Genomic DNA, 18,382 nt, shown 5'->3' on the forward strand with positions numbered 1-18,382 from the left:
GCTCAGCGCGCGTTGCCGGTGTGGCCCAGCGAGTAGCGGCCGGGCTGGGGCCAGACCGCAAGGCCGTGGGGCTCGGTGCCGACCTTGACCCGGGCCACCGCGCCCGACTGGGTGTCGAAGCGGTAGACCACGTGGTCGAAGCGCGCGCCCAGCCAGAGCCAGCGGCCGTCGGCGCTGACATTGCCCATGTCGGGGCTGCCGCCGCCCGGCACCGGCCAGCGCGCCACCACTTTCTCGGTGGCGAAGTCGATCACCGCGACGCCGCCATCACCAGCCTTGCTGCCGTGGATCTTGTGCGAGCCGCGGTTGACGACATACAGCTTCTTGCCGTCGCGGCTGGGGTAGAGGCCGTGGGCGCCGAGGCCGGTGGCGATGAAGCCGACCTCCTTGAAGGCGGCGCCATCGACCACGTGCACGCCGTCGGCATGCATGTCGGCCACGTAGAAGCGGCTGCCATCGGGCGACAGGCGGATGTCCTGCGGCATGCCCTTCTCGACGGTGCAGATCTCGGTCTCGCCCGGCTCCCACACCTGGCCGGGCTTGGTGCGCGCCGCGCCCGGCCTTTCCTTGAAGCGCGTGGCCGGCATCTGCAGCTTGAGATAGCCCATCACCTTGCGTTCGACGAGGTCGATCTTGGCCAGCGTGCCGTTGAACTCGCAGGTGAAGATGGCGTAGCGGCTGTCGATGGAGAAATCGGCGTGGTTGATGCCGGGGCAGCCGGGCACCTCGATCGAATACTGCATCGCCATCGTCTTGGGGTCGCGGAAGTCGAGCCGCTTGCGCGCCTCGGCCACCACGATGGCCGACTTGCCGTCGGGCGAGGCGTACATGTTGTACGGGTCGTCGACCATCACCGCCTTGCCCGGCTTGCCGGTGCGCGGGTCGATGGGCGTGAGGCTGCCGTCCTTGCGACCCTCGGCGTTGTTGGTCACCCACAGCGTGCGCATGTCCCACGAGGGCACGATGTGCTGCGGCCCGATGCCGACCTTGAAGCGGTCGACCACCTTGAGCGTCTTGGGGTCGATCACGTAGACGTCGTTGGACTGCAGGTTGGGCACGTAGACGCGCTCGAGGTCGGCGGCGATCTCGGGCCTGACCTTGTCGGCGGTGGTCTCGCTGTAGACATTGCGCGCGTCGGGCACGGGGGGCACGCCGGCCGGCGGCTCTACCGACCAGGCGGCCAGCGCCGGCAGCAACAGCGCCGCGGCGGCAGCAAGGGACAAGGCAGTTCTCTTCTTCATGGCAAGCATCTTCTTTCCAGACTTCGTACAAATTCTTGTCAGGGCTTGGTGTCCAGGCGACGCTGGCGTATGGCCGCCACCGAGACCTCGACGATGTGATCGATGCCCAGCCGTCCCAGCTCGGCCGTGGCGGCGCGGGGGTCGCCGGCCACGCCGTCATCCACACGGCCGCGCGGGCGGGCGCGCGCCACCTCCATGCGCACCAGCGAGGGGTCGACCGCCAGCGCCAGCGAGGTGTCGGCCAGGCCGGCATGGGGGCCGATCTCGGCAGCGGCGTGGCCGCGCGACTTGAGCAGCGCCTCGAAATCCGCCTGCGAAGCGTGGTAGTACTCGCCCAGCGCGTGGGCGCGGCAACGCGAGCCTGCGGCCCCCTCGCGGTTGAGCGCGGCGGCCACGCGCTCAAGGCTGGCCTTGTAGCCGCCGTGGTCGCCCAGGAAGAAGACATGGCAGAAGCCGTGGGCCTGCAGGCTGCGCGCGGCGCCGGCCAGCACGGCCTCGAAGGCCGGCTCGGGGATGGACAGCGTGCCGGGCCAGCGCATGTGGCCGGCCGGCGGCTTGATGCGGCCCTCGGGCACATAGGCCAGCACCGGCGCAACGACGGCGTCGCCCAGCTGCTGCGCGATGCGCGCGGCCAGCCAGCGCACGCGCACATTGTGCTTGCCCAGCACCATGTGGGGGCCGTTCTGCTCGGTGCCGCCCACCGGCACCAGGGCCGTGGTGCTGCCGGCCGCGATGCGCTCGCGCAGCTCGGTCCAGCTCAGGTCTTCCAGCTGCACGGTGGGCGCGGCGGCGCGGGCGGGCGCCGTGGCCAACAGCATCGAGGACAGGGACAACAGCAGCGCCGCGGCGCGGCGCGCCGGGCTACTCGTCATCGCCACCCAGCAGGCCGCCGAGCAGGCCACCGCCAACGGCCAGGCCGCCCAGCGTGCTCTCTTCCTTGCTGCCGCCACGCTGCGGCGCCGCCGCGAACACGCGCGAGGCCAGGCGGCTGAAGGGCAGGCTCTGCAGCCAGACCGTGCCGGGGCCGCTGAGCTTGGCGAAGAACAGGCCCTCGCCGCCGAAGAGCGCGGTCTTGATCTTGCCGACGTACTGGATCTCGAAGTCCACCGTGGGCGTGTAGGCAACGACGCAGCCGGTGTCGACCATCAGCACCTGGCCCGGCTGCAGCTCGCGCCTCACCACCGTGCCACCGGCGTGGACGAAGGCCAGGCCGTCGCCTTCGAGCTTTTGCATGATGAAGCCCTCGCCACCGAAGAAGCCGGCCGAGAGCTTGCGCTGCAGCGCGATGCCCAGCGAGACGCCGCGGGCAGCGCAGAGGAATGCATCCTTCTGGCAGATCAGCATGCCGCCAAGCTGGCGCAGGTCCATGGGGATGATCTTGCCCGGATAGGGCGCGGCGAAGGCCACGCGCTGCTTGCCGCTGGCCTGATTGGTGTAGACCGTGGTGAACAGCGATTCGCCGGTGACCAGGCGCTTGCCGGCGCCGAGCAGCTTGCCGAACAGGCCGCCGGTGGAGGCGCTGCCGTCGCCGAACACGGTGTCCATGGCAATGCCGGCGTCCATGAAGAACAGGCTGCCGGCCTCGCCCACGGCAGCCTCGCCGGGGTCGAGCTCGACCTCGACGAACTGCATCTCGGCGCCCTTGATCTCGAAATCCACCACATCCATCGCCATCGCCCAAGCTCCATCTGTTGCGACCTGCCGGCATGGTACCCAAGTGCAAACCCTGGTCCGGCGCGCCGGACCGCGATAATCGCGCCCCATGCTGAGCGCCATCCTCGCCGTCGGCCTGGGCGCCGCCCTGGGCGCCCTGCTGCGCTGGGGCCTGGCCCTGGGCTTGAACCAGTTGCTGCCGCAACTGCCGCCGGGCACGCTGGCGGCCAATCTGGTGGGCGGCTATTTGATCGGCCTGGCGATGGCTTTTTTTGCCCAGGCACCGGCCCTGCCGCCGGAGTGGCGGCTGTTCGTGATCACCGGCTTCCTCGGCGGCCTGACCACCTTCTCCACCTTCTCGGCCGAGGTCGTCACGGCGCTTCAGCAGGGCCGCCTGGGCTGGGCGCTGGCCACGGTGGGCACGCATGTGCTGGGCTCGCTGGCCTGCACGCTGGCCGGCATCGCGACGCTGCCGCTGCTGCGGCGCTGAGGCAGCTGGCGCCGCGGGCCGGCCTCGGGGCGCCTCTTAGAATTGCCCGCCCCCAAGACTTGCGCGCCGCGCGGAGACCGCCTGATGACCCCTGCCGAGATCCTGGCCCAGTACGGCCCCCGCGAGGCCATGGAATACGACGTGGTCGTGGTCGGCGCCGGCCCCGGCGGCCTGGCCACGGCGATACGCCTCAAGCAGATCGATCCCGATCTCTCGGTGGTGGTGCTGGAAAAGGGCTCTGAGCCCGGCGCCCACATCATCTCGGGCGCGGTGATGGACCCGCGTGCCATCTCCGAACTCTTCCCCGACTGGAAGGCGCGCGGTGCGCCGCTGCTGCAGCCGGTGACCGGCGACGACCTGCTGGTGCTGACCGCCACCGACGCGCGCCGCACGCCCGACGCCCTCGTGCCCGACTGCTTTCACAACGACGGCAACTACGTCATCAGCCTGGGCGCGGTGGTCAAGTGGCTGGCCGAGCAGGCCGAGGCCCTGGGCGTGGAGATCTTCCCCGGCTTCGCCGCCGCCGAGGTGCTGTATGGCGACGACGGCGCCGTGCGCGGCGTGGCCACCGGCAATCTCGGCATTGGCAAAGACGGCCAGCCGCACGACGGCTTCCAGCTCGGCATGGAACTGCTCGGCAGGTACACCGTGTTCGCCGAAGGCGCCCGCGGCCACCTGGGCAAGCAGCTGATCGCCCGCTACCGGCTGGACGCCGGGCGCGACCCGCAGAGCTATGCCATCGGCATCAAGGAGTTGTGGGAGATCCCGCCCGAGCTGGCCAGGCCCGGCCTGGTGGTACACACCGCCGGCTGGCCCATGGACGAGCAGACCTATGGCGGCGGCTTTCTCTACCACCTGGAGGGCAACCGCGTCACGCTGGGCCTGGTGGTCGGGCTGGACTACCAGAACCCCTGGCTCAGCCCCTTCGAGGAAATGCAGCGCTGGAAGACCCACCCGGCCATCCGCGCCCACATTGCGGGCGGCAAGCGCATAGGCTATGGCGCACGCGCCATCGTCGCCGGCGGCATCCTGAGCCTGCCCAAGCTGGTGTTCCCGGGCGGGGCCCTGGTGGGCTGCGATGCCGGCACGTTGAACGCGGCGCGCATCAAGGGCAGCCATGCAGCGCTCAAGACCGGCATGCTGGCGGCCGAGGCCGCTGCGGCGGCGCTGAAGGCCGGCCGCTCCAGCGACGAACTGAGCGCCTATCCCGAAGCCTTCGAACGCAGCTGGCTGTTCGATGAGCTGCAGACCAGCCGCAACTTCAAGCAGTGGTTCAAGAAGGGCCAGCTGGTGGGCATGGCGATGACCGGCATCGAGCAGTGGCTGCTGCCCAAGCTGGGCATCCGCAACCCGCCGTGGACATTGCACCGCCGCGAGGCCGACCACGGCCGCATGCACGCGGCCGGCCAGGTGGGGCGCATTGCCTACCCCAAGCCCGACGGCGTGATCACCTTCGACCGCCTGAGTTCGGTCTTCATCAGCAATACCAACCACGAAGAGAACCAGCCGGCCCACCTGACGCTCAAGGACGCAAGCGTGCCGGTGGCGGTGAATCTGGCGCGCTGGGCCGGCCCCGAGAGCCGCTACTGCCCGGCCGGGGTCTACGAGTTCGTGGCGGACGACAAGGGCGGCGAGAAACTGCAGATCAACGCCCAGAACTGCGTTCACTGCAAGACCTGCGACATCAAGGACCCGACGCAGAACATCGTCTGGGTCACGCCCGAGGGCGGCGGCGGGCCCAACTACGCCGGGATGTGACGGCCGTCAGGCCGGCGCAGGCCCGGCGCCTGCTGATGCACGCAGGGATGTGACGTTCAGGGCCGCGACGCTCCCGCCAGCGGCGCCGAGGCCGCCTGCGCCGCCGGCGGCACCCGCGTCGCCGGGTGCATGAAGACCCATTCGCGGTAGCGCCGCGCGCCCTTGAAGCCGGCCTCGTCGGGGTCGAAATCGTCCTGCTTGAGCGGCTCCAGCGCCGACAGCGAATGCACGCCCACGATGCGCCCGCCGTCGCGCACCAGGCCCCACTCGGCCTTGCCGCTCAGCGGATCGGCATACAGGCGGCGCAGATGGCGCACCGGGCTCGTGTGGCGCGGGTCGAGCAGCAGGTCTTCCAGCCGCTGCGGATACTGGCCGGCGGCGACGCTGCCGCGCGCCGCGGTGTAGCGCGCCAGCGCCTCGCGGAACTCGCGGCCGATCTGCAGCAGGGCCTGCTCGCGCTCGCGCCGCGTGATCGTCGAATCGACCTCGCTGGCCACCAGCAGGCCCACGCCCATCAGCCCCACCAGCAGCAGCGTGAAGAGAAAGGCATGGCCGGCCATGTGCCGGCGCGGCCCCGGGGCGCCGCGCGGGCGCACGTCAATACTCCGAATAGGCGCGGCCGTCGCGCCCGCTGCCCGGCGCGCCGCTGCGCACATCAGCCACGCCGCTGTCGTCGCCCTCGCCGGGCACCAGCACCCAGGTGGCGCTGCTTTCGGTGATGGGATCGAGCGGCACGGCGCGCAGGTACTTGGCGCTCACCAGCTCCTGCAGCTCGGGCGGAAAGCGGCCCTTGTCGCCGCGGTAGCGGTCGAGGCTGATGCGCAGCACGCGCAGGTTCTCCTGCAGCGCCTGGTCGCGCGCCTGCTGCAGCGAGCCGAAATAGCGCGGCATGGCGATGGCGCCCAGCAGCGCAATGATGGCCAGCACCACCAGCAGCTCGATGAGCGTGAAGCCGCGCCGGCGCGGCGCTGCAGGCGCTTGCATCACCATTCGCGGTAGGGGATGCCGTTGAGCCCGGTGCCGGTGGCGCGGCTCATCACGTCGAAGACGTCGCGGCCCTCGCGCGGCGCGTCGGGCGGGGACTCTGAACTGCGCCGGGCCCAGGTCTCGGCCGGCGCCACCGTGGGGTCGGCGGCCAGGGGGTCGCGCGGCAGGCGGCGCAGGAAATAGAGGTTCTGGCGGGCTGCGCTGCGCTGGTCGGGCACGCCCTCGACCAGGGCCTCCAGCGAAGGCGGAAAGCCGGAGTCGCCGGCCTTGATGGCGATGCGCCCCTGGTCGGCCGCGCGGCGGTAGGCGTCGATGGCCTGGCGGATCTCGCGCAGCGCCTCGGCCAGGGCCTGTTCCTGGCGGCGCTGGTGCATCAGCTGGGCCAGCGGCATGGCCACCGTGGCCAGCACGCCCAGCAGCGCCAGCGTCATCATCAGCTCGATGAAGGTAAAGCCGCGCTGCGGCCTTGTCGCCTGCGCCATACGCGGCCTCATGGCAGCAGGCGCAGGCCGTGAGGCGGCGGCAGCGCCAGCTCGGGCGTGGCCGGCAAGGCATCGGCCGCACTGATGGACAGCGCCGCCTGCGCCGCGCGCAAGGCCTTGAACTGCAGGATCAGCACATCGCTTGCGACACCGGCCACCGGCCGCGGCGGCGGCGCGCCTTCGGCGGCGGGCGGCAGGGCCAGGGTGACGCGCAGGCGGCCGTCACCGGCGTCGGGCTGGCGCAGCAGGCTGCCGTTGCCATCGGGCGGACTGAAGAGGGCGCCGGCGCGCACGTCCAGCAGCTGCAGCGCCTGGGCGTCGTAGCCCAGGTCCAGCATCACCCGCTGCCAGTGGCCGACCCCGCTGCCGCGCACGATGACGCTGAACTCCTGGCCGGCCTGCACCTGGGCCGGGCCCTGCCAGTACAGCCGCGCCGCCGCCACCGGCGCCAGCGAGGCGAAGCCGGCGCTGGCGGCGCCGGGGCGCGCAGTGGATGCAGGCGGCGGCGCCGTAGAAGCAGTGGGGGCCATTGGGCGCGTTGCGATTGCCGGCGCTGCAAGTGGCGCAGCACCGCCGGCAGTCGGCCCGGCCGCCGGCGCCGCCAAGCCCTCGGCCCGCCGCAACCGCGGCGCGGCCACGCCGACCGCGCTCTCGGTGCCCGATTCGAACTCGGCGGCAGCCAGCGCCGGCCGCGTCAGCGAACGCAGCACACGCGGCGTGATCGAGAGCAACAGCTCGCTGCGCTGGTCGTCGTCCTTCTGGCTGCCGAACAGCCGCCCCAGCATGGGCAGCTGGCCGAGGCCGGGGATGCGGTTGCCGGCGGCGCGCGCCTCGTCGCTGATGAGGCCGGCCAGCACCTGGGTCTCGCCGTCCTTCAGGCGCAGCACGGTGTTGGCGCCGCGGGTGCCGATCTGGTAGGTCAGCGTGCCGTTCTTGCTGAGCACCTCGCGCACCAGGCTCGAAACCTCGAGGCTCATCTTGATGGCGACCTCGTCGTCGAGATAGACGGTGGGCTCGACCTCGAGCTTGAGGCCGACATCGACGTAAGTCACCGATTCGCTGAGAAAGCTGGCCGTGCCCGAGGTGGTGGTGGTGATCACCGGAATGCGGTCGCCGATCAGCACCTTGGCCTTTTCCTTGTTGCGCACGCGGATGCGCGGGTTGGTCAGGATGTTGGCGTTCTGGTCCTGCTGGTTGAGGTTGACGATGGCACTGGACAGATTGGCGCGCACCGTGGTCGAGCGCAGATTGAGCACGTCGTTCAGCGTCGTCGCGTCGCCGCTGCCGGGCAGGGGCGACAGCGTCAGCTGGCCCGGCCACTGCAGGCCCAGCTCCTGCAGCTTGGAGCGCTTGATCTCCAGCACCTCCACCTCCAGCATGACCTCGGGGTCGCCCAGGTCCTGCAGCGCGACGATGCGCTCGGCCACGCGCACGGCGTCGGCGGTGTCGCGCATGAGGATGGTGCCCAGGCGCTCGTCGACCACCAGGTCCTTGGTCTTGACGATGGCCTTGATGGCATTGGAAACCGCCTTCACGTCGGCGTTGGCCAGGAAGAAGCTGCGTACCACCAGGGTCTGGTAGTCCTTCTGCTTCTGCGCCGTGTTCGGGTAGACGAGCACGCTGCTGTCGTCCAGCACCTTCTGGTCGAGCTGGTTGGTCAGCAGCAGCAGGCGCACCGCGTCTTCCACCGTGGTGCTGCGGGCCAGGATGGTGCCGCGGGCATCGGCACGCACGTCCTTGTCGAAATAGAAGTTCAGGCCCGAGATGCGCGAGATGGCGTCGAAGATCTGGCGCAGCGGCGCATCGTTGAACTGCAGCGTGATGGGGCGGCGAAAGCTCTCGGCCAGCGCCGTGGGGCCGGCCTGTTCGCGCGTGCGCGCATCGTCGATCTGCTCCTTGAGCTTGAGCGCCGCCTTGTGGCGCGGATCGGCGGCCAACACGCTGCGCAGCCGCTCCAGCGCCGCGCCGGCCTGGGCCGCCCCGCCCTCGCGCCAGGCGGCCTCGGCCTGCGCCACCAGGGCCTGGTGGCGGTCTTCCTGGGCCATCGCGGCCAGCGCCTGCTGAGCCATCGCATGCTGGGGTTCCAGCCGCAGCACCTCCCGGTAACCGCGCTCGGCATCGGCCCGCCGCCCGTCGCGGCGCGCCGCCTCGGCCTGGTTGAAGAGGCGCTGCAGCGCCGAGGCCCGCTCGACCGCCAGGGCGATGCGGTACTCGGCATTGCCGGGCTCGAGCCGCACGGCCTCTTCGAGCTTGGCCAGGCCGGCGTCGACCTGGCCGCTGCGCAACTGCGCCCTGCCCTCGTCGAAGAGCTTCTGGCTGGCGCAGCCGGCGAGCAGGGCCGCGCCAAGCAGCAGGCCCGCCAGGCCGCGTAGGAGGGGGGTCTGAAGCAGGCTCATCTTGCGATGCCGATGTCCATGGTGAACGTTTGGTTGAGCGGCAGGTGGCGGATGACCAGCAGATTGCCGGCCAGCGTCTCGACGCGGTAGTCCTCGCCCAGCGCGTCGCCGGCGTGGGCGATCAGCACGCCGTCGGGGCCTTGCAGCACCACGCCCTCGCGCGGCCCCTGGGCATAGCGGCCGAGCAGGCGGTAGGGCAGCGGCGGCGCCGCGGGCGCGGCCGGCGGCGCCTGGATGACGGGCGGCGGCGCGGGTGCCGGCCTTGGCGGCGGTGGTGCGACGCGGGCGCCAAACCACAGCCGCGGATCGGGCTCGTCGGCCTCGGCCAAGCGCACGCTGCGGGAAGGGCGCGCGGATGGCCATTCGCCGGCGCTGCGGCGCACGGTCTTGCGGGCCGGGCCCGCAGCGGCCGGGTCCGTCGCAGTGAGTTGGGCCGCCACGCCCCCATCGCCGTCCTCGGGCGGCGCCAGGACCAGCAAGGCCGCGGCACCGGCCAGCAGGCCACCCCAGAGCAGCGGGCGGCGCGGCTTCACAGGCGGCCTCCGGATGCCGGCGTGGCGATGTCGGCAGCCGCTTCGGCGGCGACCGGCGGCAGGGCCTCGGGCCGCACGCCACGCACGAAGAGCACCCACTGCACCTGGGCCTCGATGACCTGGCCGGTCTCCTCGAGGCGCTTGAACTGGATGCTTTCGACCGCCAGCGCGGGCTGGGCCAACAGGGCCAACTCGACGAAGCGCTGCACGCGCACCGCGTCGCCACGCAGCGGCAGGTTCATGCGGTAACGGCCGAAGCGCGCCGCCGGTTCGGGCTGCAGCCGGTAGCTGCCACGCACCAGGCGCAGGCCCTGCTGGTCGGCCAGGTCGAGCAGGGCTTGCAGCACGGCAGGCAGCTCGTCCAGCGGCGGCAGGCTGTCGACAAAGGCCTTGGCGCCCTGGCGGCCGGCATCAGCGGCGGGCGCGGCCGGCTGCCGTCGCGCCTGGGCCTCGGCCTGGGCGGTGCGGGCTGCTTCGAGCCGCACCGCGGCCTGCTGCCAGGCCAGCGCGGCCAGCCCCAACAGAACCAGCGCGGCCAGCAAGGCCAGCGGCCCGAAGGCGGGCAGGCCCAGCCAGCGCCGCAGGCGCCAGCGCAGGCGGGACAGCGCCAGGGCCGGGTTCAGCGCTGCCATTGCAGGTCGACCTCGAAGCGGTAGAAGCCGGCGCCCGCCGGCGCGGCCTCGATCTCGTGGCGCAGCAGCTGGGCCGAGGCGACGCCGCGGCGGCCAGCCAGATAGCCCAGATAGCGCGTCATGTCCTGGCTGCTGCCGGCCTGGGCCACCAGCTTGACGGCGCCGGCCTCGGCAGCGCCGGCCGGTGCGGCCGTCTCGCGGCCGACCAGGTCCAGCGCCAGCAGTGTGACGACTATGTCGCGCGGCGGCCGCAGGCTGCGCAGCAGGGCCGGCAGCTGCAGATTGAGCTGGCGCACCGCGGCGTCGACGGCGCGCAACTCGGCCGCCTCGGCGGCGCTGGGCGGCTGGGCAAGTGGCGGCGCGGCGGCGGTGTCGGCCTGATGCGCCATCTGCAGCAGTTGCCGCGTCTGGTCCTGCTGCGCCAGCGCCGACCAGGCCAGGGCCGCTGCCGCACCCAGGCCTGCCAGCGCCACCAGCGTCCAGGCCGCAGCGGCCGAACGCTGACCGGCACCGGAGCCAGCTGCCGCCGGCCGCAGTTCGAGGCCGGGCGCGGACAGCGCCTCGTGCCACAGGGCGCGATCAAGCGCGCTGCGCGAGGCGGCGCCGACGGGCCAGGGCAGGAATTCGACGCCGTCGACCGCGGTCGACTCGGCCGACGGTGGCGCCTCGTCCAGCGCCAGCAAGCGCAGACCAGCCGCCGCCGCCAGCACCGGAAAGCGCACGCGCGCACGCCGCCACAGCGTGGCAGCGCGCTGCGCCAGAGCAGGGCCAGCGGCGGCCTCGGCCAACGCTTCGCCCAGACCCCTCGCGCCCGCACCCGCCAGCAATTGCAAGCCGCCCGCATCGATGAGGCCGGATACCGTGCCCGCTGGCGCGCGCCGTTCGCGCCGCTGCAGCCAGCGCGCGGCGACGACGGCCAGGGACTGCACCGAGGCGAGCTCGGCCCCCAGGCTCTGGGCCAGGGCCTCCAGTTCGGCCATCAGGGCGCGCGGCGCCCACGACAGCGTGCGCGGCTGGCCCAGCGGCGGCCGTTGGTCGAGCGCATAGGCGTCGTCGGCTTCGGCGGCAAAGCCGCGCGCCTGCAGCTCGGCGCGGGCCTGGCGGCGCGCACTGTCGGCGTCCAGCCATTCGTCGGACCAGGGCAGCGCCACCGCCGCGCCCCAGGGGCTGGCCAGCAGTACCGTGAGCCGGCGCCGCGGTGCCGCACCGGGGCCGCGGCGCGGGTCCAGCAACGCGTGTTTGATCTCGGCCAGGCTGCCACCCGCGGCCAGCGGCAGGTGCAGCGACCGCCAATCGGCCTCCGCCGCGCCGCCCGTGGGCGACCAGCAGGCATCGGCCGCGTCGGCACGCAGCACCAGCAGCAAGCCATCGCGCCTAGCCGACGACACGCTGCACCTCTTCCAGCGTGGTTTCGCCGCGCGCCACGCAGGCCAGTGCCGATTCGCGCACCGGCACCATGCCGGCCAGGCGGGCGTGCTCGCGCAACTGGGCCACCGGGGCCGGGCGCGCCATCAGCTCGCGCAGCGTGTCGTTCACCGTCAGCACCTCGGCCACGGCCTTGCGGCCCTTGTAGCCGGTGCCGCGGCAGTGGCCGCAGCCGCTGCCGGCCTTGAAGGTCCAGCCCGCCACGGCCGCGGCGTCCAGCCCCAGGTCTTGCAGCGCGGCGGCGTCGGGCACCACCGGCACGGCGCAGTGCGGGCAGTTCAGGCGCAGCAGGCGCTGGGCGACGATGCCGTTGAGCGCAGCAGCCAGGCTGTAGGCGTCCACCGCCATGTGCAGGAAGCGGCCGAGCACGTCGAAGACGTTGTTGGCGTGTACCGTGGTGTAGACCAGATGGCCGGTGAGCGCGGCCTGCACCGCGATCTGGGCCGTCTCGCTGTCGCGGATCTCGCCCACCATGATCTTGTCGGGGTCATGGCGCAGGATGGAACGCAGGCCCCGCGCGAAGGTGAGGCCCTTCTTTTCGTTGACGGGTATCTGCACCACACGCTGCAGCCGGTATTCGACCGGGTCTTCGATGGTGACGATCTTGTCGCGGCCGCTGTGGATCTCGCTGATGGTGGCGTACAGCGTGGTGGTCTTGCCCGAGCCGGTAGGCCCGGTCACCAGCAGCATGCCGTGCGGCTTGTTCGACAACCGCCTGATCTGCGCCATGGCCTCGGCATCCAGGCCCAGGTTGTCCAGGCGCAGCGCGCTGGCGCGCTCGGTCAGTGCCTGGCGGTCGAGCAGGCGCAGCACCGCGTCCTCGCCGAAGATATTGGGCATCACCGAGACGCGGAAATCGATGTCGCGCTGGTTCACGCGCACCTTGAAGCGGCCGTCCTGGGGCACGCGGCGCTCGGCAATGTCGAGCTCGGCCATGACCTTGATGCGCGAGACGATCTGCTCGGCCATCTCCTGCCCCGCCACCGTGGTCACCGGCATCAGCACGCCGTCGACGCGGTACTGCACATGCAGGCAGCCGGCGTCGCATTCGAGGTGGATGTCGCTGGCGCCGATCTTGAGCGCGTCGTAGAGGGTGGAGTTGACGAGCTTGATCACCGCGCTGTCGTCGCGGCCTATGCTGGTGAGCGAGATCACCGCGGCGAGGTCGGCATCACCCGGGTCATGCTCGACCTGCACGATGCCGTCCATCGCGCGCAGCTGTCGTTCCAGCCGGGCCAGGCTGGCCTGCAGATCCAGCGGATGGGCCAACGCCGTTTCAAACCGCAGCACGCCGCGGCCGGCCAGGCGCTGACGGGCCCAGTTCTCGATGGCGCCGTCGAAGGGGTCTCCCAGCACCAGCAGCACGCCGCCGTCGTCTGCTGCGGCCGCCAGCGGGCTGGGCTGGCCGCATACCAGCAGGCCGTGCTGGCTGCATTCGCCGAAGTCGACGAGATCGAAGCGGGCCTGCAGCGGCAGCAGCGCCGCCATCTCCAGCACCGGGTAGCCCATCAGCTCGCCCAGGGCCTGCATGAAAGCCGGCTGGTGCCACTCGCACAGCGCCTGGAGGCAGGCCACAAGCGGCTGGCCGCCGCGCGCCGCCTCGGCGCGGGCCTGCGCCACCTGGGCCGGCGTGATGACCGGCGTGATCGCCGCCATGCTGGCCGTCGAGATGGCCGGCGGCTCGTCCACCCACACGCGCGCCATCACAAGCCCCCGGCCAGCTCGAAGATGGGCAGGTAGAGCAGCAGCACGACGCCGCCGACGACGACGCCGATCAGCGCCATCAGTGCCGGCTCGATCAGCCGCGTCGCCCAGTCCAGCCAGCGCTCGAGGTCTTCATCGTGGAAGCGCGCCGTGCGTTCCAGCATCTCGGCCAACTGGCCCGAGCGCTCGCCCACCGTCAGCAGCGAGGCTGCCACCTCGCTGGCCAGCCCGTGCGCGGCCAGCGCCTGCGTCAGCGGCTGGCCTTGGTCGACGAGGGCGCGGGCGCGCAGCAGGCGCTGGCGCTCGGCCGGCGCGAGCAGGCCGTCAACCATGCCCAGCGCACGCGGCAACGCGACGCCGGCCGAGACCAGCAGGCCCACGGCGCGGTAAAAGCGCGCCAGCCGGAACTGTGCGGCACGCGGCGCCACACCCGGCAGGCGCAGCAGCAGGCCGAGCGCCCCGCCCCAGCCCGCGCGCCGCAGCAGCCAGCCGGCCAGCGCGGCGGCCAGCAGCACGGCCGCCAGCAGCAGCAAGGCATGGCCCTGGATGAAGCTGCCCAGGCGCAGCAGGCCGGCCGACAGCGCCGGCATTTCGCGCCCGGCCGAGGCGTAGACGCTGGCAAAGCGCGGCACCACATAGGCCAGCAGGAAGAGCGTCACCGCGCCGCCCACGGCCAGCAGCAGGGCCGGGTAGAGGCAGGCCGTGACCAGCTTCTTGCGCACGCGGTCGAACTGCAACTGGTAGGCGATGAAGCGCGACAGCGCACGCGGCAGGTCGCCGGTGCGCTCGGCCGCGCGCACGATGGCCACGAATACCGGCGGAAAGTGCTCGGCGTGGCCGGCGAGGGCGTCGGAGAAATTGCGCCCGCGCGACAGCTCGTCGGCCAGGGCCTGCAGCAGGCGGCGCGCGCCGTCCTGCTTTTCCTTGGCCAGCAGCGTGGCCAGGGCCTCGGTGAGGTTGAGCCCGGCCTCCAGCAGCGACAGCAGCTCCTGATTGAAGAGCAGCAGCGAGAAGCTGCCGCCCGGCCCGGCCTTTGCGGCTGGCGCGGTGGCCGGCTCGATGGCCAGCACCACCAGGCCCAGCTGGGCCGCGCGCCGCACCGCGCCGGCGGCATCGGCCGCGGCGAGGTCAACGACCTGGCGCACGCCGCCGCCATCGACGACGCGCAGCCGGAAGGCGGTCTGCGCAGTCATGCCCGTGCGGCGCCGCCGCAGCCGGCCTCAGGGGGCTGCGGCCTGGAGGGTCCAGCGCTTGGGCTTGAAATGCTCATCGACGACAAGATCGGGCGTGCCGGGCGGCAGCACCTGCAGGGACTTCAGAAACTCGATCATCGCATCCTGGTCAGTCGCGGCCGCGGCCTGGAAGGCCTTGCGCGAGTCCGCCGCTTCGCCGCCGTGGCCCAGCACCGCCTGGCGCATGGTGGTGAAAAGGCCGTGGTGGAAATACGGCCCGCTGTTGGCCACGCCCCAGAGCCGGCGCGTCATGAAGCGCCTGTTGCCGCCGCTGAACTTGGGCGCCCACACCGGCCAGTTCATGTCCAGCGCCTCCTGCGGCATCTCATCGGCCGCATCCGACACATCGTGCAGCTTCATGTCGGTGTAGGCCGGTACCCACAGCACCTCGTCTCGGGGCTGGGCCGGCGCCAGGCGGGGCAGCGGCAACGCGGGGTCGCTGAGGTCGAGGCTGAACAGCGGCGCGTCGCCCATGTGCAGGTTGCCGGGCGGGTTGTAGGGCCCGGGCTCGCTGTAGGTCCAGCCCTGGCGCGACAAGGGCAGCGCCGGCACATGGCAGCCGCTGCAGCCCCATTCGGCAAACAGGCGCTGGCCGCGCAGCACGGCACGCTCGACCTCGGGCTGGTTGGGCACCACCTGGCCGGGCACGGCCATCGCGGCCTGGAAGACGGTGACGGCGGTGACGTCGGCGCGCGTCAGCTCGTTGACGTAGCCGTCGCCATCCGGATCCTGGTTGGCGCCGAAGCGTTCGATGGTCTGGATGCCGTGATGGTGGTTGAACGAGGTATTGGTGAACTCGCGCAGCGACACCGCATTGCCGGCCTGGTGCCAGGGCCGCAGCACCAGGGTGGGCGGATCGAGTGGCGTGGCCGTGATCAGGCTCTGCCGCGGCAGGCCCTTGACCTCGCTCACGTCCCACAGGCCGTTGTCGCGCCGCGTCAGGCGGCCGAACTCGACGCCCTTGCTGATGAGGATGCGCGACTCACCGCGCCGCATGCCGTCGCGGATGCGCTGCAGGTCGCGCGTCATCTCGCGCGCCAGCATCTCGATGTAGCCGCCGCCCGACATGCCCGGCGTGTGGCGCGAATTGCCCACGCTGGCCAGGGTCACGGGCTTGCCGGCCTCGTCGACCGCGCCGCGCGTGGGCAGGCGGTCCTTCTGATCGAAGGTGGCGAAATCGAAGCGCTGGCCGAGCACGAAGACATTGGTGACAAAGTCCCCGCTGCCGCCGACCAAGCCGCCCGGCTGGTTGTGACAGCCGGCGCAGGAATTGGCGTCAGGGCCGGAAATGCGGTTGAAACCGCGCGAGCCGGTCAGCGGCGACTTGGGGTCGGACAGCTGCCGACCATTGCCCTTGGTGAGCGGGCGGCCACCGCCCTCCTCGGCCGTCCAGTTGGCGGTGAAGACGCGCTTGCCGTGGGCCAGCAGCTGAGGCAGCGGAATGACGAATTCCTGGTCGTCCTGCAGATGCCGGGGCAGGCCGAATTCTCGGCCGATGTGGGAGCGCGGCGCCGAGGCGTCGATCTGGGCCTGCGCCCAGGGCAGCGCCGCCAGCAACGCAGCGGCCACCAGCGTCGCGCGCAGCGCCCTGCGTCCAAGCCTGCCAAGAATGCTGACCATGCCGTTTGCCCCTCAAAAATCTTCCATGCCGGTGACCGCACCGCACCCGTCGGCCGACGGCGCCCTACCCGCTTCCTGCTCGACCTCAGCGCGGGCGGGTCTGCCAGCGGCTGGCGGCCAGCGCCTCGTCGCACTTCTTCGAAGACCAACTCAGCGTCACGCCCTGGCGGCCCAATTCGGAGGCCGGCGCCACCATCGCGGCGCCGAACCATTCGTCGGCGTCGAAGTACGACCAGTGGTTGCCGCGGGAATCGGCACGCTGCGAGGCCAGGCCGCGAAAGCGCTTGCCGAATTCGCCCAGCAAGGCCTTGGCCTCTATGGCGGTGAACTCGCCCATGCTCACCCCGACGGCGCAACCTCGACCGCCCTCGAAGCCGCGACCGACCGTGGCCACCGGGCGGCCGAGCAGCGCCACGCCGCGGGTCTGGTAGAGAAAGTAGCGCGCGGCCGCTTGGTTGCCCTTGACCCGCGCGAGCACCTTGGCCTCGGGACGCGCCTTGGTGAATTCGGCTTCGGCGACATCGACGGGCAGGCCATCGACGAGGCGCAATTCGGCAGCCGGCTGGGCCTGGCAGGGCAGCGCCGACAGGGCCAGCGCGCACAGCAGGAAATGACGGCAACGCTTCACGGCAGTTCGCCTTCTTTCCGGCCGCACACTTCCGACCACACAAAGGTGACCAGCGCCGAAGTCTTCGTAGCCATCAATTCAACTTGTACCCGTTCGCCTGAAGCCAAACTTGGTCACGCGACTTCTTGGTGTAGTTGTGCATCAGGTCCCCATCGCGCCAGACCAAGCATGGCAGACTTACCACGGCACCGGCAGTACGTGTTTCGACGCGATAACGCTGCAGCACGAAGAGGTAACGGGCCAAGGCCTCGCCCTGCGGCAACTGCTCGTCGGCGATGTAGACAACGGTTGCCGAAGAAAGGTCAGCGTTTACGAATCGGAGCGGCACGAACTCTCCTGTGGTGCATTGCGGATAGTTCGAGGGCGCGCAACCGCCCGACAACGAGGTCAGCAGGCACATCAGGCCCACCAAGATTTGTCGACGTGCTAGTTGGACCATGTGTAGCCTCCGCCCCCGGGCGCGCTGTTGACGCGCTGCTGCCACGAAGATGTCATGTTGAAGGTTTTCGCCCGACCTGCCGCGACCAGACAGTTTGCATCGGCGTCCGGAACATTGCCAAATCCTGGTATCGGGGCCGTGAGGCCGTCATGCCAGTCGTAGGGATCGCGCCAGTCGTGGACGACGGTTCCCGTGACGGTCACCGTACCGTCGGCAGCCTTCGAGATGGTAAAGGTTCCGGTCGAAGTGAGTGTGCTGCTGCCGCTGGCGTAGAAGATTTCGCCGCTAAAGGGATTGGTCGATATCTGCCGGTCCCAATGATCGACGACTTGCACGGACTGCCCAGGAGCGAGGCCGGCAATTGTCGGAGCCAAGTTGTTGTCGATGAACCGTCCCTGGTTCACGGCCACTGCGTCGGTAATGGCGCCATAGCCCAGAAGCCAGCCCGAATTCAGGACCAACGGGTTCCCGCTGGCACCAAGGAAGTGTTCGAGATTGCCCGCAGCGACATCCCAACCGATGAAACGCGCATTGGTGGCCATGGTTCTGTAGTCGGCCTCGATGCTGCTGTAGGTGCGGCCTTCCTCGACCTGTATCGAGACGCTGTCGGATTTCTGCTGAATGGCACAGCCCTCGCACTGCACCACGAGTGAGACCTGGTAGGTGCCGACAGCGCGGAACTCGTGAGTCGGATTCTGTACCGTCGACGAGGTACCGTCGCCAAAAGTCCAGTTGTAACGCGGCACGCAGTTTTCCTGCTGCGTCGCGGCCGAGAACGAGAACGACGGATTGCGCGGCAACGGGCACTCGTCGATCTTTCCGGATGCTGACTTGGCAGACACCCGCCTTTCGCCGCTCACACCGGCTTCGACGGAGTTGAGGCGTATCGGGTCGCCTTTGCATGCGCCGTTCTGGCAACGGTCATTGGCGGTACAGCCGTCCTTGTCATCACAAGCTGGCGTGCCGGCAACCGGTACGCAGCTGGCCCCCTGGCACTTCTTGCAAGTGGGGCAGGTGCCGGCGCTGCCGGTGGTGTTGGGATTGCCCCCGCAGTGCCAGCCGGCCTTGATGACGCCGGCGCCCAGGTCGCTGGTGATGCTCGAGCCGTCTTCGCTGACCGTCGCGCTGCCTATGGCCACGAAGCTGGCCAGGTCGTGGTCGT

General features: G+C 71.0%; 18 protein-coding genes. 2 read left to right on the plus strand and 16 right to left on the minus strand.

All coding sequences use genetic code 11. From position 1 onward, the window contains the following. Window positions 1–2 precede the first annotated feature (2 nt). The 3 genes from JMV16_RS12655 to JMV16_RS12665 are packed head-to-tail and all read right to left on the minus strand — an operon-like array spanning window position 3 to window position 2,915. The gene (locus JMV16_RS12655; protein WP_236580495.1) at window positions 3–1,241 is read right to left on the minus strand and encodes a YncE family protein; all 1,239 of its coding nucleotides are present in this window, start codon (window positions 1,239–1,241) and stop codon (window positions 3–5) included. A gap of 38 nt (window positions 1,242–1,279) precedes the next feature. Then, the gene (locus JMV16_RS12660; RefSeq protein ID WP_201494644.1) at window positions 1,280–2,113 is read right to left on the minus strand and encodes a creatininase family protein; all 834 of its coding nucleotides are present in this window, start codon (window positions 2,111–2,113) and stop codon (window positions 1,280–1,282) included. Continuing rightward, window positions 2,103–2,915 carry a TIGR00266 family protein gene (locus JMV16_RS12665; RefSeq protein ID WP_201494645.1) on the minus strand — a complete coding sequence of 271 codons (813 nt, stop codon included), beginning with the start codon at window positions 2,913–2,915 and terminating at the stop codon, window positions 2,103–2,105. The genes JMV16_RS12660 and JMV16_RS12665 overlap by 11 nt, the downstream gene beginning before the upstream one ends. A gap of 88 nt (window positions 2,916–3,003) precedes the next feature. On the opposite strand from JMV16_RS12665, the gene crcB reads away from it, so the two are divergent. After that, complete coding sequence (gene crcB, locus JMV16_RS12670) at window positions 3,004–3,384, plus strand: fluoride efflux transporter CrcB (protein WP_201494646.1); 381 nt, start codon at window positions 3,004–3,006, stop codon at window positions 3,382–3,384. 84 nt (window positions 3,385–3,468) lie between these two features. Then, window positions 3,469–5,142 carry an electron transfer flavoprotein-ubiquinone oxidoreductase gene (locus tag JMV16_RS12675; RefSeq protein WP_201494647.1) on the plus strand — a complete coding sequence of 558 codons (1,674 nt, stop codon included), beginning with the start codon at window positions 3,469–3,471 and terminating at the stop codon, window positions 5,140–5,142. 56 nt (window positions 5,143–5,198) lie between these two features. Here JMV16_RS12675 and JMV16_RS12680 read toward each other — a convergent pair whose 3' ends face one another. The 13 genes from JMV16_RS12680 to JMV16_RS12740 form a co-directional block, all read right to left on the minus strand. Beyond that, window positions 5,199–5,738 carry a type II secretion system protein gene (locus tag JMV16_RS12680; RefSeq protein ID WP_201494648.1) on the minus strand — a complete coding sequence of 180 codons (540 nt, stop codon included), beginning with the start codon at window positions 5,736–5,738 and terminating at the stop codon, window positions 5,199–5,201. A gap of 1 nt (window position 5,739) precedes the next feature. Then, window positions 5,740–6,126 carry a type II secretion system protein gene (locus JMV16_RS12685; protein ID WP_201494649.1) on the minus strand — a complete coding sequence of 129 codons (387 nt, stop codon included), beginning with the start codon at window positions 6,124–6,126 and terminating at the stop codon, window positions 5,740–5,742. After that, window positions 6,126–6,623, minus strand: coding sequence for a type II secretion system protein (locus tag JMV16_RS12690; protein WP_236580496.1), 498 nt, complete (start codon window positions 6,621–6,623; stop codon window positions 6,126–6,128). Before JMV16_RS12690 ends, JMV16_RS12685 begins: the two co-directional genes overlap by 1 nt. Continuing rightward, window positions 6,620–9,007, minus strand: a complete 2,388-nt coding sequence (locus JMV16_RS12695; protein ID WP_201494650.1) for a general secretion pathway protein GspD — start codon at window positions 9,005–9,007, stop codon at window positions 6,620–6,622. The genes JMV16_RS12690 and JMV16_RS12695 overlap by 4 nt, the downstream gene beginning before the upstream one ends. After that, window positions 9,004–9,540 (minus strand): hypothetical protein, encoded by a 537-nt coding sequence (locus JMV16_RS12700; RefSeq protein ID WP_201494651.1) that lies wholly within the window; start codon window positions 9,538–9,540, stop codon window positions 9,004–9,006. The genes JMV16_RS12695 and JMV16_RS12700 overlap by 4 nt, the downstream gene beginning before the upstream one ends. Continuing rightward, entirely contained in the window at window positions 9,537–10,172 is a 636-nt protein-coding gene (locus JMV16_RS12705; RefSeq protein ID WP_201494652.1) for a hypothetical protein, read from the minus strand. The genes JMV16_RS12700 and JMV16_RS12705 overlap by 4 nt, the downstream gene beginning before the upstream one ends. Continuing rightward, a complete protein-coding gene (locus JMV16_RS12710; protein ID WP_201494653.1) occupies window positions 10,160–11,560 on the minus strand; it encodes a hypothetical protein in 1,401 nt (466 codons plus the stop codon). The genes JMV16_RS12705 and JMV16_RS12710 overlap by 13 nt, the downstream gene beginning before the upstream one ends. Next, a complete protein-coding gene (locus tag JMV16_RS12715) occupies window positions 11,547–13,301 on the minus strand; it encodes a GspE/PulE family protein (protein WP_236580497.1) in 1,755 nt (584 codons plus the stop codon). The genes JMV16_RS12710 and JMV16_RS12715 overlap by 14 nt, the downstream gene beginning before the upstream one ends. Next, window positions 13,301–14,494, minus strand: a complete 1,194-nt coding sequence (locus JMV16_RS12720; protein WP_201494654.1) for a type II secretion system F family protein — start codon at window positions 14,492–14,494, stop codon at window positions 13,301–13,303. Before JMV16_RS12720 ends, JMV16_RS12715 begins: the two co-directional genes overlap by 1 nt. A 27-nt stretch (window positions 14,495–14,521) precedes the next feature. Continuing rightward, window positions 14,522–16,153, minus strand: a complete 1,632-nt coding sequence (locus tag JMV16_RS12725) for a di-heme oxidoredictase family protein (RefSeq protein ID WP_201494655.1) — start codon at window positions 16,151–16,153, stop codon at window positions 14,522–14,524. Between the two features lie 85 nt (window positions 16,154–16,238). Next, on the minus strand, window positions 16,239–16,781 hold the full coding sequence (locus JMV16_RS12730; protein WP_201494656.1) for a hypothetical protein: 543 nt from the start codon (window positions 16,779–16,781) through the stop codon (window positions 16,239–16,241). 73 nt (window positions 16,782–16,854) lie between these two features. Continuing rightward, entirely contained in the window at window positions 16,855–17,181 is a 327-nt protein-coding gene (locus JMV16_RS12735; RefSeq protein ID WP_201494657.1) for a hypothetical protein, read from the minus strand. A gap of 26 nt (window positions 17,182–17,207) precedes the next feature. Then, a partial coding sequence (locus tag JMV16_RS12740) for a PKD domain-containing protein (RefSeq protein WP_201494658.1) occupies window positions 17,208–18,382 on the minus strand: 1,175 nt, incomplete at its 5' end.

Origin of the sequence: Rubrivivax sp. A210, assembly GCF_904426505.1 — a bacterium.
Classification (GTDB): Bacteria; Pseudomonadota; Gammaproteobacteria; order Burkholderiales; family Burkholderiaceae_C; genus Rubrivivax.